The 17,051-nt window shown below is 67.1% G+C and carries 19 protein-coding genes; 12 read left to right on the top strand and 7 right to left on the bottom strand.

Annotation, left to right across the window (positions count from 1 at the left end; translation table 11 throughout):
* Window positions 1–22 precede the first annotated feature (22 nt).
* The gene (locus HNR15_RS00765; RefSeq protein WP_218883498.1) at window positions 23–1,102 is read left to right on the top strand and encodes a WD40/YVTN/BNR-like repeat-containing protein; all 1,080 of its coding nucleotides are present in this window, start codon (window positions 23–25) and stop codon (window positions 1,100–1,102) included.
* Here HNR15_RS00765 and HNR15_RS00760 read toward each other — a convergent pair.
* On the bottom strand, window positions 1,032–2,633 hold the full coding sequence (locus HNR15_RS00760; protein WP_179478299.1) for an MFS transporter: 1,602 nt from the start codon (window positions 2,631–2,633) through the stop codon (window positions 1,032–1,034). The two genes, HNR15_RS00765 and HNR15_RS00760, sit on opposite strands and share 71 nt — an antisense overlap.
* A gap of 73 nt (window positions 2,634–2,706) precedes the next feature.
* Here HNR15_RS00760 and HNR15_RS00755 point away from each other — a divergent pair, with 73 nt between their 5' ends.
* Complete coding sequence (locus tag HNR15_RS00755) at window positions 2,707–3,306, top strand: TetR/AcrR family transcriptional regulator (protein ID WP_179478298.1); 600 nt, start codon at window positions 2,707–2,709, stop codon at window positions 3,304–3,306.
* A 76-nt stretch (window positions 3,307–3,382) separates the two neighbouring features.
* Window positions 3,383–4,012, top strand: a complete 630-nt coding sequence (locus HNR15_RS00750) for a DUF998 domain-containing protein (RefSeq protein ID WP_179478297.1) — start codon at window positions 3,383–3,385, stop codon at window positions 4,010–4,012.
* A 49-nt stretch (window positions 4,013–4,061) separates the two neighbouring features.
* Here HNR15_RS00750 and HNR15_RS00745 read toward each other — a convergent pair whose 3' ends face one another.
* Both HNR15_RS00745 and HNR15_RS00740 read right to left on the bottom strand, forming a co-directional pair.
* Entirely contained in the window at window positions 4,062–4,844 is a 783-nt protein-coding gene (locus HNR15_RS00745) for a hypothetical protein (protein WP_179478296.1), read from the bottom strand.
* A gap of 169 nt (window positions 4,845–5,013) precedes the next feature.
* A complete protein-coding gene (locus HNR15_RS00740) occupies window positions 5,014–5,721 on the bottom strand; it encodes a TetR family transcriptional regulator (RefSeq protein ID WP_179478294.1) in 708 nt (235 codons plus the stop codon).
* Between the two features lie 83 nt (window positions 5,722–5,804).
* On the opposite strand from HNR15_RS00740, the gene HNR15_RS00735 reads away from it, so the two are divergent.
* A complete protein-coding gene (locus HNR15_RS00735; protein WP_179478292.1) occupies window positions 5,805–6,647 on the top strand; it encodes an NmrA family NAD(P)-binding protein in 843 nt (280 codons plus the stop codon).
* 30 nt (window positions 6,648–6,677) lie between these two features.
* On the opposite strand, the gene HNR15_RS00730 is transcribed toward HNR15_RS00735, so the two are convergent.
* On the bottom strand, window positions 6,678–7,184 hold the full coding sequence (locus tag HNR15_RS00730) for an OsmC family protein (RefSeq protein ID WP_179478290.1): 507 nt from the start codon (window positions 7,182–7,184) through the stop codon (window positions 6,678–6,680).
* Window positions 7,185–7,434: 250 nt separating this feature from the next.
* Between HNR15_RS00730 and HNR15_RS00725 the strand changes: the two genes are divergently transcribed.
* Window positions 7,435–8,244, top strand: a complete 810-nt coding sequence (locus tag HNR15_RS00725; RefSeq protein WP_179478288.1) for a hypothetical protein — start codon at window positions 7,435–7,437, stop codon at window positions 8,242–8,244.
* Window positions 8,245–8,717: 473 nt separating this feature from the next.
* The gene (locus HNR15_RS00720; RefSeq protein ID WP_179478286.1) at window positions 8,718–9,224 is read left to right on the top strand and encodes a hypothetical protein; all 507 of its coding nucleotides are present in this window, start codon (window positions 8,718–8,720) and stop codon (window positions 9,222–9,224) included.
* Window positions 9,225–9,700: 476 nt separating this feature from the next.
* Here the strand turns inward: HNR15_RS00720 and HNR15_RS00715 are convergent, their stop codons facing one another.
* Window positions 9,701–10,672: a DUF6602 domain-containing protein gene (locus tag HNR15_RS00715; protein ID WP_179478284.1), complete on the bottom strand. Its 972-nt coding sequence runs from the start codon at window positions 10,670–10,672 to the stop codon at window positions 9,701–9,703.
* Window positions 10,673–10,755: 83 nt separating this feature from the next.
* On the opposite strand from HNR15_RS00715, the gene HNR15_RS00710 reads away from it, so the two are divergent.
* The gene (locus tag HNR15_RS00710; RefSeq protein ID WP_179478282.1) at window positions 10,756–11,526 is read left to right on the top strand and encodes a hypothetical protein; all 771 of its coding nucleotides are present in this window, start codon (window positions 10,756–10,758) and stop codon (window positions 11,524–11,526) included.
* A gap of 234 nt (window positions 11,527–11,760) precedes the next feature.
* On the opposite strand, the gene HNR15_RS00705 is transcribed toward HNR15_RS00710, so the two are convergent.
* Together HNR15_RS00705 and HNR15_RS00700 are read right to left on the bottom strand one after the other, a co-directional pair.
* Complete coding sequence (locus HNR15_RS00705; RefSeq protein WP_179478280.1) at window positions 11,761–13,128, bottom strand: hypothetical protein; 1,368 nt, start codon at window positions 13,126–13,128, stop codon at window positions 11,761–11,763.
* A 491-nt stretch (window positions 13,129–13,619) separates the two neighbouring features.
* The gene (locus HNR15_RS00700) at window positions 13,620–14,465 is read right to left on the bottom strand and encodes an AraC family transcriptional regulator (protein WP_179478278.1); all 846 of its coding nucleotides are present in this window, start codon (window positions 14,463–14,465) and stop codon (window positions 13,620–13,622) included.
* A gap of 135 nt (window positions 14,466–14,600) precedes the next feature.
* Here HNR15_RS00700 and HNR15_RS00695 point away from each other — a divergent pair, with 135 nt between their 5' ends.
* The 5 genes from HNR15_RS00695 (at window position 14,601) to HNR15_RS00675 (ending at window position 17,022) form a co-directional block, all read left to right on the top strand.
* The gene (locus HNR15_RS00695) at window positions 14,601–15,071 is read left to right on the top strand and encodes a YybH family protein (protein WP_179478276.1); all 471 of its coding nucleotides are present in this window, start codon (window positions 14,601–14,603) and stop codon (window positions 15,069–15,071) included.
* Window positions 15,068–15,412, top strand: a complete 345-nt coding sequence (locus HNR15_RS00690; RefSeq protein ID WP_179478274.1) for an antibiotic biosynthesis monooxygenase — start codon at window positions 15,068–15,070, stop codon at window positions 15,410–15,412. The genes HNR15_RS00695 and HNR15_RS00690 overlap by 4 nt, the downstream gene beginning before the upstream one ends.
* 164 nt (window positions 15,413–15,576) lie before the next feature.
* A complete protein-coding gene (locus tag HNR15_RS00685) occupies window positions 15,577–16,326 on the top strand; it encodes an SDR family NAD(P)-dependent oxidoreductase (RefSeq protein ID WP_179478272.1) in 750 nt (249 codons plus the stop codon).
* Window positions 16,327–16,382: 56 nt separating this feature from the next.
* Complete coding sequence (locus HNR15_RS00680; protein WP_179478270.1) at window positions 16,383–16,817, top strand: SDR family oxidoreductase; 435 nt, start codon at window positions 16,383–16,385, stop codon at window positions 16,815–16,817.
* The gene (locus HNR15_RS00675; protein WP_179478268.1) at window positions 16,795–17,022 is read left to right on the top strand and encodes a hypothetical protein; all 228 of its coding nucleotides are present in this window, start codon (window positions 16,795–16,797) and stop codon (window positions 17,020–17,022) included. Before HNR15_RS00680 ends, HNR15_RS00675 begins: the two co-directional genes overlap by 23 nt.
* Window positions 17,023–17,051: the final 29 nt, after the last annotated feature.

The raw sequence follows: 17,051 nt of genomic DNA, 5'->3' as shown, positions 1-17,051 counted from the left end.
ACGGCGGCAGTAGCGTGACCGGATGGTGCTGCGAGGACGACTCCTGGTCATGCTGTCCGCGATCCTGACGGTCCTCGGACTCGTCGTCACCGGCCCCGCGCACGCGGCGGTGCCCGATCACGGACATCGAGGTCCGCACGCACCGTCCTGGCAGCTGCTGCCCACCGGATCCACGAGCCACTTCCGCGGTCTGGCCGCGGTCAGCCGCCAGGTCGCGTGGCTGGGCGGATACGACGGCACGGTGCTGCGGACGGTCGACGGCGGTCGTACGTGGGAGAACCGGTCACCGGCCGGCGCCTCCACGCTGCAGTTCCGCGACATCTCGGCCACCGACGCGACCCACGCGGTAGCCATGGCGGCCGGCACCGGCACCGATTCGCGGCTCTACGCGACCTCCGACGGCGGGCGCACCTGGCAGCTCTCCTACACCAACACCGACCCGGCCGCGTTCTTCGACTGCATGTCCTTCTCCAACCGGCAGCACGGGCTGGTGCTCAGCGACCCGGTCGACGGACGCTTCCGGATCCTGTCCACCCGCGACGGCGGCCGCAGCTGGCGGGTCCTCCCGAACGCCGGCATGCCGCCGGCCCAGACCGGCGAGGCCGGGTTCGCCGCGAGCGGTGAGTGCATCACGACCCTCGGCCGCGACGCGTGGTTCGGCTCCGGCGGGGGCGCCGTCTCGCGGATCTACCACTCCCGCGACGGCGGCCTCACCTGGACGGCACAGTCCACCCCGATCGTCAGCTCCGCGAGCGCGGGGGTCTTCGGCCTCGCGTTCCGTACGCCGTTCCTGGGTGTCGCGGTGGGCGGCGACTTCAACGCACCGGCGGCGAACACTAACGTCGCGGCGTACTCCCTGTTCGGTTCGAAGTGGATCAGCGCCACCCACCAGCCGACCGGCTACCGCTCCGGTGTCACGTTCGTGCCGCGTACGTTCGCCACGGTCATCTCGGTCGGACTGACCGGGTCGGACATCTCCTACGACGCGGGCCGCGACTGGCACACCTTCGACACCGGGCAGTTCGACACGGTCAGCTGCGCTCACGACGGAGCATGCTGGGCGTCCGGCGATCTGGGCCGGGTAGCGGTGCTGCGGCGCTGACTGCTGGCTCCCCCTGATCGACCGTCGCCACCGGGCGCGGCGATCGGGTCGGCCGTAGGAGAGCCGACGCGGCCAGGACGAGTGCCGCCGCAGCGAGCAGCCCGGCCGCGGTGAGCAGACCGTGCTGCAGTCCCGTCGTGTACGCCGTGAGCGCCGCCGACCGCACCCCGGCCACCGGCGCGTGCGTGCCCGCTGCCGCGGACTCGAGCACGAGGTGACGCAGCTGCGGCGGGATCGCCCGCAGGTCGAGGTGGTCGCGGTAGACGGAGGTCGCCACGCTGGACAGCGCCGCGATCCCGACCGCTCCACCGAGCTCGCGCGACAGGTCGTTGACGGCGGACGCCACTCCCTGCTCCGCCTTCGGCAGTGCCTTCGTGATCGCGGTGGTGGCCGCCGGCATCGCCAGCCCTCCCCCGACACCCAGCACGAACAGCCCGATCGCGACGACCCAGTACGACGTGCCGCCGTCCGCGCGGGACAGCCACCAGAGCGCGGCCGCCATCGTGCCCAGTCCGATCGCGCTCTGCGCCCACTGGCCCAGGCGCCCGTCGAGGCGTGGCGCCATGCCGCGCGCGGCCGGCATGAGTCCGAGCGGCAGCGGCAGCATCGCGCACGCTGCCTCCAGCGGGCTGTAACCGCGCACCAGCTGCAGGTACTGCAGGAAAAGCAGGATGAAACCGAAGAAGCCGAAGAACATCGCCGCCAACGAGAGCGATCCCGAGGAGAAGCCGACGTTCCGGAAATGCCGCAGGGCGAGCAGCGGGCGGGTCGCGCGAGCCTCCCAGGCGAGGAAGAGCGCGCCCAACACCACGGAGGCGCCGATGATGGCCAGCGTCGACGCGGAGGTCCATCCCGTCGTGGGCGCCTCGACGATCGCGTAGACGAAGAGCACGAGAGCGCTCACCGACAGCAGTGCGCCGAGCGGGTCGTTCGACGCCTCGTCCGGCGCGGCCGACTCCGGGACGGCGACCACGACGCCGATCAACGCCACCACCGCCATGACGGCGCTCGCCAGGAAGACGGAGTGCCACTGCCACCACCGCAGGACGAACCCGGCGATGAACAAACCGAGGACGGCGCCCACGGCTGCGACACCGGCCCAGGTCGCCACGGCCACCTCACGGCGTTCGCGGGGAAACGACGAGGTGATCGTCGAGAGGGTGGCGGGCATGACGAGCGCTGCTGCCACGCCCATCGCGGCGCGGACGACGATGAGGGTCGTCGTGTCGTCCTGAATCAGCGGGACAGCGCCGGCCACGGCGAAGATGGCCAGCCCGACCATCAGCGTGCGGCGGCGGCCGAACCGGTCGCCGAGCGCGCCCGCGGGCAGCAGCAACGAGGCGAAGGCCAGCGCGTACGCGTCGACAATCCAGGTCAGCTGCGTCTGCGACGCGTGGGTGTCGACGGCGATCGACGGCAACGCCGACAGCAACGACGACACGGCCGAGACGACGGTCGCCAGCGCCAGCAGGATGACCGGCAGCGTGGCCCTGGTGCTCGTGTGGGAGGTGGAGGAGGTGGGATGCGACATGAGAGTTCCTGCCCGATGTGGGAGTGCGTGCGATGCGTTGCACTCTGCGACCGAGCAGCGCAGGATGTCATCCGTGGTGAATAACCGCGCCGGACGCCCACGCGGCGGCAGCGACGCCAGAGAACGCATCATCGCCGCAGCTCGGACGCGGTTCGAACAGGACGGGTACGCCGCCGTCTCCGTCCGCGCGATCGCCCGAGATGCAGGCGTGGACCACTCCCTGGTGAATTACCACTTCGGCACCAAGGAAGCGCTCTTCGGGCATGTGCTCGCGATCGCGATGACCCCCGGCGAGGTCATGGACAAGGTCTTCGCGGCCGGGGCCGACCACGTCGCCGAGCGGCTGGTGGGGACCGCCGTCACTCTGTGGGATCAGCCGGTCTTCAGCGGCCCGCTGCTCGCCGTGCTGCGCTCCGCCGACGACGACTCCAGCCTGCGGCGGACGCTGGGCACCTTCATCAGCACCGAGGTGCACGGGCGGTTGCGCGACCACATCGGCGGGCCGGACGCGTCGCTGCACGCGACCGCCGTGGTCACCGTGATGGGCGGGCTGATCTTCTCCCGCTACGTGATGGGGGCCGAGCCGATGGCGTCGATGAGCCGTGAACAGATCGTCGCCACCCTGGCACCCATGCTGGCCCCGCATCTGGAGCGCCGCGGTCGCCCCCGGTAGATCGGCCGCGACGACGGAACGCGCCGGCCGACTCACCGGGCACGAGACCAGATCCGGCACGCCCTACGGTGACCACATGGACGCAGGCCCGCAGCGGCACGACACGTTGGTCACCGGTTCTGCGCTCGAGCGCTGGGGAGCGTTGGCACTCCTCGTCCGGCCGGCGTACATCGGCACGGAGTTCGTGGTCGCGGCGGCGACCAAGGGCGGCTACAGCTTCCTGGGCGACTCGGTCAGCCGGCTCGGTGAGGTCGGGTGCTCCCTGGCGTACTGCTCGCCGCGGCATGGGGTGATGAACGGCTCCTTCATGACCTTCGGGGTGCTGCTGGCCGGCGGCTCGGCGCTGCTGCTCCGCCCGTTGGGGCCTTGGGCCGCCGGGCTGCTGGTGGTCTCCGGGCTGAGCTCGGTCGCCACCGGCCTCGCGCCGCTGGACCAGGACGGCACCCTGCACGCGATCGCCGCGACACCGCTCTTCGTCGCGCAGCCGATCGCCCTGATCGTCCTCGGAGTCCGGCTGCGCGACGAGCAGCCGCGCCTTGCCCGCGTACTCCTGGCGACGGGGGCCGTCACCGCAGCAGCGGCCGTGGCGTTCGTGGCCTCCGGAGACAGTCCGGTCTCCGGAGGCCTCGAACGCCTCGCGCTCTGGCCGGTGCTGCTCGGCACGGCGGCGTTCGCGTGGACGCGGCTGTCGCGTCGCGGTCGCTAGCGCCCGTCCGCCGGGAGCGCCGTCCTATCGGCCGACGTACGACGCCCAGTCAGACCAGGGACGCGCACTGTCCCGTCGCCTTGTGGCCGACGACGTTGACGCTGCCGGGGACGAATCCGCCGGACACTCCAGGGGTCAGCCCGCTGCAGCGCAGATCCCACCCGATCGTGTTGCGGACGATGAAGACGCCGGGGGCGCCCGGGTCGGGGTCGCTCAGCGCGATGTCGGTCAGCGTCACGCTGCCGCCGATCTTGTTGAAGAGCACGCCCAGCCAGTCGGTCTTCTGCCCGCTCGCGGTGAGATTGCCGCGGATGGTGTTGTTCTTGATCGCCCACGGGATCTGCGAGCCTCCGCCGCGCAGCGTGACGTGTCCGAAGATCGTGACGCCGTTCAGCAGCACGGCGGCCGCGTCGGTGGCCCGGACGTTGCCGCGGACGGTGATGGTGGAGTGGGCGTCCGGCTCGACGGTGCACGGGTGCGCCGAATTGCCCGTGTACGACATGGGCTCACAGCCCAGGCCGACCAACGAACCCTCGTCACCGACGACGTTCCCGCGAACGGTGATCGTCGACGGCGCGCTCTGCGCGTCGAACTCCGCGCCAGCGGCGACGTGGACGTTGCCGAGGACGCGGATCTTGGCATCGGGCACCACATTGCACACGCCCTCGACCTTGAGTTTCGAATAGGTGCCCGATGGGATCGAACCGCCGGTGCAGGTGTACGACTGCGGCCCGTGCGGCCAGCATGCGGCCGATGCGGATCCTCCGGAGAGCGCGAGTGCTCCCGCAGCGGCGAGGGAGCCTGCGACCCTCAGCTTCAATGCTGCACTCATAGTCCTTGCCTTTCTCGCACAGCCCCCTTTCAGGGCCGGATAGATCGTTTTATACCGTCGACACCGACATACGAAAGATATGTATTTCGCCGAGCTGATTTCGGGGTCGCCACTGTTTCCGCGGCACAGCCCGCGACGTGGATGCCGCTGCGAGAGAGTCGGCGTCCGTTCAGGTGATGCGGTCGAGCCATTCGATCAGCAGCTGACGCTCGGATTCACTGAGCGCGTGGAGCTGCGGGGCGAAGGCCCGGAGCGCGACCGCCGTCGCGGTCGGACCGCTGGGAGTCTCGGTGGATGCGTCGGTGAGGATGCGGGCCAGCACGGCATCGAGCATGGCGTCGGCGAGTTCTGGATCCCGCTCTTCCGGCGGAGTCGCGAGCAACGTCTGGATGGTGCCGACGCCCGCCGCCTGGATGAGACCGACGGCGCGCGTCTCGGTGACGCGCAGTCGCGCGGTGGTCGCCAAGCGGCGTACGCGGGCGGCCAGGATCTGCCTGCCCGCCTGCGCCGCCGGGGAGACGATGACCCGGTCGGGGTCGCTGAGGAGGCGGAAGACGGCGGGGTTCGCGAGCCCGAAGTCGATCTGCTGGCGCCAGCTCGTGCGCAGGTCCGCGAGCGGGTCCACGTCGGCTGCCGTGGCCTCTTCGACGGCGGTGGCCTTGGCAGAGACGAAGGTGGCCATGACGTGCTCGACGACGGCCTCGAGGAGACCGTCCTTGTCGCCGAACAGCCGATAGATCGTGGGGGCCTGGACGCCGGCCTGCTCGGCGACCCCCCGGGTGGTGACCGCCGCGGGGCCGCCCTCGTGCAGCAGTCCTGCAGCCGCGTCGACGATGGCGGCGCGGGTGCTTGCTCGGGTGGCGGCGACGTCGGACACGGATCAACGATAACAGCGACTTGTTATCGGCAGCTTCCATTGCTACCGTCGATGTTTCCATCGATAGCGCGGAAGGCATATCAATGATCATCATCACCGGAGCCGCCGGAGCCCTCAACGGCGCGACCCTCGACCACCTGCTCGAACGGATGCCCGCAAACGAGCTGGTCGCCACCATGCGCGACACCGCCAAGGCGCAACCCTTCATCGACCGGGGCGTCGAGGTTCGGCGCGCCGACTACGCTGACCCGGCGTCGCTGCCTGCCGCGTTCGAGGGTGCCGACCAACTGCTCCTGGTCTCCTCCAGCGATCCGACGGCCGACGGTGTCGCGTTGCACCGAGCCGCCGTCGACGCCGCTGTCGCTGCCGGCGTGGGGCGGATCCTCTACACGAGCCACCAGGCCGCGGCGCCCGACAACCCGTTCTTCCCGGGCCGAGACCACTTCGCCACCGAGCAGATGCTGGCGGCGACCGGGGTCCCGTGGACGTCGCTGCGCAACGGGTTCTACGCCCACAGCCTCGCGTGGCTCGCCGGCCCGTGGCGCGAGACCGGGATCATCGCCGTACCCGGTGACGGACCCGTCTCCTGGACGGCACGGGAGGACGCCGCCGAGGCGGCGGCGATCATCCTCGCCTCCGACGGCGCGTACGACGGGCCGACCACCATCACGGCGACCGCGGCGCCCACCTTCGCCGAGCTGGCCGAGGTGGCGTCCGAGGTGTCGGGTCAGACCATCCGCTACGAGCTGATGGACGAGCAGGACTGGGTCGACGCGCAGGCCGCAGCCGGACGGCCCGCACACATGGCCACCTTCCTGCTCGGCTTCTACCAAGCAGCGCACGGCGGCTACTTCGCCGGCACCGACCCGCTGCTTCACGAGCTCCTAGGCCGCGAGCCCCGCACCGCCCGCGACGCCCTTGCCTGACGCGCGTCGCTCAGCCGGCGCGCCGACTTCTCACCCGGCTCGCTCGACCACGATCGTCGGAGGCTCGGCGAGGCTCTGTCCGACCACGCAGTAACGCTCGGCCATCTCGCCCAGCTTCTTCAGCGCCTCGTCGTCGGCGTCGGTGTCGAGGCGGGCGGTGATCACCAACCCCTGGATGCCGACCGGGGCCTCGCGGGACACGCCGAGGGTCCCACGCGCGTCGAAGTTCGCGATCGCGCTGAGCCGGGCCCGCCGCACCTCGATGCCGAGCACGGTCGCGACGCTGCGCAGGGTCACTCCGGCGCAGGCGAGCACCGCTTGCAGGAGCATGTCGCCGGAGCAGGCGTCCGACCCGTCGCCGCCGGTCGCCTCGTGCAGACCGGCCCGCACTGGACCGGCCCAGCTGCTCACGGTCGCGGTGATGCCCCCGTCGGACCAATCTCCCTCGGCGTGCAGTGGCGTTTTGGCCGCGGCGGGGTCGTCGCGGTACTTCTTCTTCAGCGGCGACTGGAGCTCTCGCAGAGCGTCTGCATTCATGCCCACAGCATGGCGTTGCGCGAGCAGCGCCGCCAGGCCTGCCGCCGCGTGAGCCGACGGCGAGTGGCGCCACGACGAACCGCCCAGACCGCGACCGATCATTCGGAGCGCACTCCGTGACGTGGTGCGACGGGACGCGGGCCGCGATGTCTGGACGCCCCCCCGGGCCCGCAAAATCTCAACCCCAGGTGGTCGCGTGCTGGCCCTCGGCGTACGGACGGCCCTTATCTCGACGCGCCACACTGGTCGGATGCTCCTGCAGGCGCTGTCCGGCGCATTCCAATCGCGGGCTCGCGCTGGCCTGTCTACTGAGTCAGTGCTGTTGCGCCCGCTTGAGGCCGGCCCGTTGCCGGCGAAAGAGCTGTGGTGGCACGGCCGTGTTTCGAAACGTGCCATGAAGACGATCGTCAATGCGGCCGCCAGGCAGGGGCTGGTCGCGGCCGATCGTGGCGAGGTGCGACTACTCGCATCCCTCGCCCCGATCGAGCCGGCCTCGTGTCCGCCGCTCGAAGCACTCGTGTCGCAGTTCGAGCTGGAGCACCCGCACTTTCCGGTGCCGTACGGCACCGCCGACGCAAGCTTCCGTGGTGGTGGGGCCGGGGGTGTCGATTGGAAGCCGGTGCCACGCGAGTCGGCGTCCCGCGTCGACGACCTCCCGATCACTGCGCTGCTCTCGCAGGCGCTCGTCGCGTTCGCGTGCGACTACGAGACGGAACACCGCGGTCCCATCCAATGGGCAGCCAACGCCCTCCAGCGCATCACTGACGCTGGGACAGCCGCTTCCTCGTTGCAGACGGGCGGGACGAGTAGCGCTCGCAACCTCGAACGGCTGGGCATCATCACCATCGAGAGCGATGCCGTGCGACTGACCGCACGGGGGCGCATGATGCGCGACACCTACGAACCCTTGCGCGACCAGATCGAGGCCCGGTGGCGCGACCGATTCGGGTCCTCGCTGATCGAGGAGGTCATCGCTTCACTCGGCGTGGACGATCACTGGAGTGCGTTCCCGCTGATCACGTGGACGGGAGCCGAGTTCGCAGTTCACGTCGAGCGCTAGCCGCTGCCCAGCCCGAACGCGAGGTCTGGCGTCCGACTCGCGGCGGTGTGGGGCACTCGCGGCGGTGTGGGGCACTCGCGGCGGTGTGGGGCACTCGCGGCGGTGTGGGGCACTAGCGGCGGAGTGACGCACGGCTCGATGCGTTGAGAGCTTTGGTCGTCTGCAAACCTCGGGTCAGGGAATCCATGAGGGCGCTGTCCGCCACAGTTTGCGTTATGCCGCGTCATTGAGCGCCCGAACGGCACATCACCCCGAAGTGCTGCGGCGTCATGTTTCGGGGCGCGGCGCGGCGCGGTGTCGGGTGGTGGTCACTTCTCAGATGGAACGCGCACGTTGGCAGCGGACAGATGCCTCCAAGATTGGGGCTGGCTCCAAGTACCACATTTGACTTCAACTCCACTGCGGCTCAGTCTTCGTCGTACACAAGGGGCTTGTTGAGGTCATGGCGGACCAGCATCTCAAAGGAGTTCAGTATGGATGTGACGGTGGCAGTCGCGGTTGTCACGGCGGCGTCGACACTCATGGCAGGCTTCGGCGCTGTTGGCCTTACCACTTGGATCCAACACAAACAGCAAAGAAGTGCTGCGAAGCGCCGCCTCATCGCCGTTGTGGACGCGGCCGTGATAACGGCGGCGTCCGGGCTGGGGTCTGCTGCTGCCCTTGCCCGCGTCGACAGCAAAGTCTCGCAACGTTTGGCTACGCTAGTTGGGATCGCGCGGCCAGTCGACGGGCAACGAGCACTGGAAACAGTGTTGTCGCACGTCTGGATTCTCGTTGAAGCCGTCGCCGAGGCGCGGCAGCTAGGAGACGACATTCTCTATGCGGCCATCCGCGCCGTCCACGATTGCTACATGACCTTTCAAGAAGCGTGGACGGAACAAATCGGCAATGATCCCCGCCACGCTGATCCCCGCAACCTGCGGACCGAGGACTGCATGCGGAGCCTTCTCGCTTCCCTGGAAAATCTACGACACCTCTGAATAATCCGTCACGCGCGGCGGTATGACGCAGCGTTGCGCGAGAGTGCGGTGGGCGACTACCTGTCCCGACGGCGTGGGGCGTTCGCCCCCCGACAGACTGTCCTCATGACAAGGCATGATGTTCAGAGCATCGATAACATGCCGGTCCACTTGATCTCCGTGCAAACTCCGTGGAAATTCACCGAGGACGATTGGGTCTCCGGTGTTCCACTCCACGAGCTGTTCACGCCCTTGGTCCCGAGGAGCACCTGTATTTCGTCGACTACGCGAACACGCCCGGGCAGCCGAGGCTTACCCGCCTGGTCTAACCCAGCTAGCACCAGAACGCGGCGAAAAAACGTGCGCTTCTGAGGACACGGAGCGCGACGCAGCGTCGGCAGTTGGAACGCACGATTACTATGGCAGGTGCACGAGAACCGCGGGCTTGCATGCCGCCAAAGTCGGGGCGACTCGGCCCCGAAGTAGTCGAGGTGCCGTCAGTATACCATTCCCCATTCTCGGTCCCTGCCGTTCACCAAACGATTCGGCAGGCTAGCCAGAGTTGTTTCCGAGTATGCCTTGGCCGGCTGCCACTCTCGTCCGGTGCCCCAGCCTGCCGCGGAGAGTCCAGAGCCTATGAGCCCTCGATAGAAGGGTTCGGCTGTGTCGTCTTCCTGAGCAAGGAACGAGTAAAGGCTGCTGATGAATACCGTGAGGGGCGACAACTGGCTCGGAGGTGGCCATTCGCCCTTGGGCTCCGATAGGGAGGTGACCTCCTCCATCAGCATGGTCTGAACCGAGTAATGATCCGCCACGAGGTTGCCTATCGCCCGTTGCGCCTCATCCCACACAGGCATCCAAGTGGCTGTCAACTTCGCCCATACGCCCAGATCGGCCACGCACACGAGGTCAAGAGACTCACGTGGGTGGGATGCGTGAATACCATCCTCAGCGACATATCTATTGTTCAGGTTTTTGCGAGGGTTTTGCCCAAGCCGGTGGGAGTGGCTCAGAACGCCGTACCGAAACGGTTGCGTAAGTTCTTGCCGTGGAGTGCCGAGCCTAGAAGCCGTGTGGCGACGGATGTTGGCGGCTTCAGCGATTCCTTCTGCCAGCCCTGGGCCATCGAGAGTCAATTTCACGGAGAATGCGGCAAGGACTCCCGCGGCCAGGACCTCCTCCTTGTTGCGCAGAGCCTGGGGATAGCCGGGGCGCAGAATGACGATGTCGGTCTCGCGGATCTCGTACTCATCCACCTCAATCTCCGGAAGGATGTAGCGCCGATAGGCGATCTCGTATTGGGGCGGCAGCCAGCGCTCAAGCAACTGACCCCAGGCGCGCTCGGCGGCATGACCCGTTTGTTGAATTCGCTTGGGTTCTCGCGCTTTGGCGTGATTCTCTGCGTAGTTCTCCTGGATTTCGCGGTCAGCCGCGGCCATCCACTCTCGCAGTCGGTGCTGCTCCGTCATCGACCCTCTCCTCACATCTTCATGGTCGAGTCGTGGCAACTCGCCCCGCACACCGGGTGAAGCGCCTATGCAAGGCTCCTCGCATGACCAGTTTCGATTTCGATTTCTCCTGCGCCCCAGAGCAGCAGTGCCTCCTCGACGCGTGCCTTCCGGCAGCCATGTTCCGCGCGAGGAAGCTTCACCTGCGATGGCGCAACGAACGCCAGGGGGACTTCGTCCTACGCTGCATCATCGATGGTAACGGCCGCCGGATGGACCTTCTGGCAAGGGTTCTCGAAAGCGACATGCCGCTAGTTGCGGAGGGCGTGCTTGGAACTGGGGTGGCCCCCGCGCGGCGACGCAGGCTTGGGTTAGGTTTCGCTGACCTCTACATCCGAGGATTAGACACCAGGAGCGACGCAGTTGTGGCGTGGCGAGGTGTACAACGGACGAGCTATTACTTCACCCCGTATGACCTCTCTGGGACCAATCATTCGATGCTTGCGGCGCGCCTCCGCATCACTGAAGACGTAATCGTCCATTACTACTTTGGGCGCGTCGGAGGACCGGTTCTTCTAGAGGAGCTACACACCGCTGCGGAACTCCTCCTCGAGGAATTGGTCAACCGTCGGTCTCGGCGCATGAGTTTTGCCCAGCTAGTGGAGTCTGCGCGATCACAGGGGCTCTTGGATCATCCAAAGGCGCCGGTGGGCCAATGCGCCGAACGAGACGACGCGACATTGCTACTGGCACTTAAGGATTTACGAAAGAATGCTCGCCACCGTGGTGATCTCTCGTTCGAGCCGTGGCTTGCCGAGAACTGGGAGCGGGTCACCATGGTGCTGGAACGCCTTGTCCGCCGCGTAGCAGAGTAGGCGCACAAGTCCGGCGTTAGGTCTCGCACGTGGATGCGAGGTTCTTCGGGATTGACTGTTGCCTCTGCCGCGGACAATAGGTGACCGCGGCGGTTGACTACATATTGGTGGGGTTAGGTCGTCGAAAGGCCCTGATCGCGTCGATCCGAAGGGCGGACAGGTTCGCATCCCCTCGACGCCAATGCTCTTGGGATCTGGACACGATCACAATGTGTTGGCCGTCGTTGTGCCCATTCAGATCTGCCTGACTCGGATCCTTGCTTCGCTCCGGCCGCCGTGCTCGCAGAGTTGCTCTGGTAGGGCTCGATCCAGAAACGCGCTAATGATGACGTCGAGGATGGACCGCAGCCCATGCCACGCTGCCTCGTCGAAGCCACCTGAGCTAGCGTAGTTCTCAACTTTCAATCGGAACAGTTTGTGGACGCGCTCTTTACCTATGATCTCGCCCTGGTAGGCACGCAGGCTCTGAATGAAGGACCGCCACTGCACAGGTGCGAGAGCGCCGTCTTCCTGGGTGAGGACGTCGGTACCTAAGTACAGTTCGATGCTGCCGGCGAGGCCATTGACATTGGCGTGCTCGATGTGACCAGAAAGCGCGGCCGCGGTCGGTGGCCCAAGGGTTGGATAGTTGGACGCAAGCTCAGTATCGGGGTACCGGCAAACCACAATGTTTTTGGGCAGGCCGTCGATATCAAGACTTCGCATCGCGTCCCGGGCGGCCGCGTCGTTGTCAAAGAGAGCGACCACGCGGTTCGCGATTCCTGCGGCAGCGAACGCTTTCACCGACCTTGCTAGTGCGCCCGCGCCGCCCTCGGGGCGCACTTCGTAGTCGAGGAACGTGATGAGATCTTGGAGGTCTGGGTAGAGCACGTCGAGTGCACTTTTAATGAACTCAGCGTCGGTACGTCCCTCGGTGAGCACCACGATGGGGGTGTGCGCCGACGCCGTGCTCCGTAGGAAGGCTAATGCACCTGAAGCCAGAGAGTCAGCAAGGGTGTCGTCGATCCAACCGCCATCATTCAGGTCGGTCAAGTCAAGCACGACCTGCTCTTCGGGCCAGACGGTGAGCAACAAGCGAAGTACGTGACGCCATTCCCAGTACTCGATCAGGTCAAGCATCCACCCGGCCGAGCCAGGTGCAAAAGGTCGCTTGCTCCACTCGGCAGCATCCAGGTCACATACTTTTTCCTGCCATTGCGAAACGGTTAGGGATGACGCAACTTCAACGGTGTTGCGAACATATTGGGCAAAGTACTCGTTTCCGCCCACAGCTAGATTGTCCTCGTACCGCCGGCCGAGTGAACTGATGGATTCCTCGAGCAGTGCCTTCACCTCGGTCGCAGTGATCCCCATCAAATCCAATCGTGCCGCGATCACCGGCCCTGGGCCTGCTAGGCGAACGACGGCAACGGGATGGTCAGCTTCGCTGGACTCCGCGTCAGTTGGGTACTCGTCTCGCCACCACGGGTAGTAGTCACTTGCGCTTTCCGTGTGCCTCTCGAGCATGTCGTCCGTGAAGACGGCTAAGACCTCGGGGTCCACTTCGTTCCTGATCTGACCAAACTCAAAATTGCCCAGACGGAATGTGGCGTAGGAACTCATACTGGTCTCACACTAGTCCTCGAGACTCCAGAAACGGTGGGTGTCAAGCGGGGTCGCTGCTCTTCACGACGAAAGTCGGGGCAGTCGTACCGACACGCCACCGACCCGAGATCCGACCGACCCGACCGGCGACGTGCCCCAGTCGTGCGGACATGGTGCGGGAGTGCGTGGTCTTCTCAAGCACGCGGGATTCAAACACTGGGTTCGCATGCCGCCGTTGTCGCGCTCATGCAGTCCTCCACCGGAGCGCAGGTCGCACGATCTCGTCAGACGTGAAGACCCACGTTCCGGTCCGCGTCAAAACGGCCACAATGATGGTGCCTTGAGTCCTGGTGGGTGATGGACGTATTTGGTCGCGCGCTCCAACTGGGCGGTAGGACGCGGTTCACCGCACGCTAGAACTGCGCGGGTTCCCGCTCTGCCTCATTGCTGGCAGCCGAGTCGGATGTGCGCGGGCGCGGCCCGGTACGGGGTACCTCCCCCCCCAAAGTTCAGGATCCGTGAGTGATGCGTGCGTGCGCACGGGGCGTGCTACCGAAGTGCCGCACGTAGTCGCGGTTGAAGTGCGACGCGCTCACGTAGCCGACCTGCGCCGCCGCACCCTGCGCTGTGTACGCGCCTTGTGCCAGCAGGCGTCGTGCCCGCTCGAGCCGGACGTGCTTCTGGTACTGCTTCGGGCTCATGCCGGTCACTGCCCGGAACTGACGGTTGAACGACGAGGGGCTCATCGCGACCATCGTGGCGAGGTCCTGCGGGGCGACGTCGTCCGCGTAGTGATCGAGGAGGTACCGCACCGCGATCCGGATCCGCCGCAGCACACCTGTCTGCCCCGCCTGCAGCAGGACGCCGCCGAGCGGGCCGGTCAGCACCCGGTAGAGCACTTCCTCCTCATACCGAGGCGCGAGCACGCCGATCGCGTCGGGCTCGTCGAGAAGACCGACCCACCGGGTGAGCGCATCGAGCAGCGGGGCGCCGGCCGACGCGCTGGTGAACCCCGCGTCGCTGCTCTGGAGTCGCTGCGTCGTCCGCGGAGCGACGTCCGCGACTGCCTCGGGGTCGATGAGCAGGCAGACAGATCGGTAGGGCGATGAGAACGTCGCGGTCAGCGGGAGCTCGACCAGGCTGACGAGCATCTCGCCTCGCTCGACTGCCCGAGACCTGCCGCCGACCTCGGTGCGCTTGGTCCCCCGGGTCACGACACACAACATCGTGTCGTAATCCAGGGCCGCGCCCTCGACGCAGCGGTCCTCTCGCACGAGGATCTGGCGCGGAACGGCGGTGGACAGGTGCCCACCGGCGTGCCGGGAGATCAGGTCGTCAAGTCGGTCGAGTGACATGCGCACCCTCCTGGGTGAGACAGGCAATCAACGGGTCCGCACGGTCAACCGCATGCCTCCTGGGCTCACTAGCGTCGAATCTAGCGGACCACGAGTTGGAGCCGCCTTGTCGTCGAGAGGGACGTGGTGAGCGCGATGTACGAGATCGGGAACAAGTCCGTCGGCGATCCGGCTGTCATCGCCGAGATCACAGCGGCGATGCGTGCCGCTGCGGAAGCAGTGGGCCGCGATGCCGACGGCGTCGTCGCGATGTTCCTGCCGGACGACTCGACCGTCCTGTTCGACTACCTCCGGCCGGGGGTGACCTCCCTGCACGACCTCCGGGTCACCGCGCGCGACCTGCTCGACGTCCGCGGCATCGCCTTCCATTACCCCAGGATCACGGTCCGACAGTTGAGTGACGACATTGCGCTGTCCCTGGCCGACTCGCACGTCGAGGTCCCTCAGCCCGACGGTTCGCTCCAAGTGGCCGACGCTCGCGTGACCGACGTGTGGCAGCGCGTCAACGGCCGCTGGCTCGCCGTGCACGAGCACGCCTCCGTGCCGATCGACATGGCCACCGGCGCCGCGATCCTCACCACCCCGACCGACCAGGAGTCCGTATGACGACCACCATCGACCTGCACTTCCGCTACCGCATCACCGACGAGGCGCGGTTCGACGAATACCTCGCCCTGGTGCCGCCGATCACGGAGAGTCAGGAGCCCTACGTGCTGGAGTACGAGCTGGCCCGGGACCACGACATCGTGCTCCAGCACGAGCGGTACGAGGATGAAGCGGCCATCGCCAGACACCTCGACGTCACTGCGGAGGGTCAACGCGCCCGGGCCGAGTCGACCGAACTGCTCGACATCCGCTTCGTGGGCGCCCTCAGCGACGACTTCAAGCAACGCAATGACACGCCGCTCGCCACCTGGTGGACGCGCTATCGCTCGGTCGAGCGCTAAGCCGTCGACCGGCTTGCGGCCGACGTACGCCGCACACGTCATCGACGTCCAAGATCAGAGTCTCGCCCTGCCCAGGACCGTCACCGGGTGCGACACACCCTGCCGCCGCGTCCGTTACCCGAACAGACTCGATAGCACATAGCAAAACTATCGAGGAGACATTCATGCCTGAAAAGGCTGCGTACGATCTGACCGGCCGGGTGGCGGTGGTCACCGGGGCCGCTCGCGGTATCGGTCACGCCACGGCGACTCTGCTGCGGGAGCGCGGGGCCCGAGTGGTCGTCACGGACCGCTCCGACACGGTCACCGAATTCGAATCGGAAACCGTCGCGGCGCTGGTCGGAGACGTTTCTGACGAAGCATTCGCTCGCGCGACCATGCGTCACGCGGTCGACCGGTTCGGACGTCTCGACATTCTGGTGAACAACGCCGGCCGGACCCTCAACAAGCCGATCACGGAGACCAGCGTGGCCGATTTCGACGCCATTCTCAAAGTGAACGCCGGCGGCAACTTCGTCCAGTCGAGGGAAGCGTTCCGGGTGATGGAGGCCGCCGGATCCGGTGTGATCGTGGCCGTCGGATCGGTGTCCTCGGTGGTCGCCTTCGAGACGCAGACGGCGTACGCGGCGTCGAAGGGCGCCATCGCGCAGATCACCCGCGTGGTCGCGATGGAAGGGGGCAAAAAGGGGATCCGAGCCAACGCTGTTCTGCCCGGTGTCATCGACACCGACCTGATGGAGGGCGTGGTCGACAACGGTCGGGAGATGCTCGCGTCGTTCGGAGACGCTCACCCGATCGGCCGCATCGGGCGGCCGGAGGAGGTGGCCGAGGCGATCGCGTTCCTGGCCTCCGACGCCGCCAGCTTCGTCACCGGTGCGCTGCTGCCCGTGGACGGCGGGTGGACGGCGCAATGACGGCGAGCGGTCCGGGCGGGACGGGGGACTCAGGTCGCGAAGATGGCCATCAGGTCTTGTTCATCGTCGGCGCCGGCCCCGGCATCGGAGCTTCGGCGGCACGCCGCTTCGCCCGCGGCGGATACCGGGTCGGCCTCATCGCACGCGACCGCGTACGACTGGCTGCGCTGGTCGACGAACTGCGCGCGCAGGGCGGTGACGCCGCGGCGGTGGCGGCCGACATCACACAGAGCTCACACCTGCGCGCAGCAATCGCCGAGCTGACCCAGCAACTAGGCGAGCCCGACGTACTCCTCTTCAGCGCCCTGCCCGACGTCTCCCTGATCAAGCCGGTGCTGGACACCTCGGCGGAGGACCTCGCCGCCGCGAGCGCGCTGACCATCGGCGGGGCGGCCACCGCAGTCGACGCCGTGGCTCCCGCGATGCGGCGGCGAGCGGCCGGGACGCTGCTCTTCACCACGGGCAGCGGTGCGCTCAGCCCGAGCGCATGACCGCGCGGCCAGCGGGGTCACCACGACTGCTGCCACGGTCTACTACCGGATGCTGCACGACGCACTGGCGCCGCACTCGGTGCACGTCAACCACACGGTCATCGTGGGGTCGGTCGGCCAGGCCGGGCAGCACCATCCCGATGACGTCGCGGACCACCTGCTGCGTCAGGTGGACGCTCGCGAACCGCTGACCGTGGTGCGGTGACCTCGGCCTAGCGACTCCACTCAACTGGG

It is taken from the genome of Allobranchiibius huperziae (assembly GCF_013410455.1).
Lineage (GTDB): Bacteria > Actinomycetota > Actinomycetes > Actinomycetales > Dermatophilaceae > Allobranchiibius > Allobranchiibius huperziae.
This window is presented reverse-complemented; position numbering and strand designations above follow the sequence as displayed.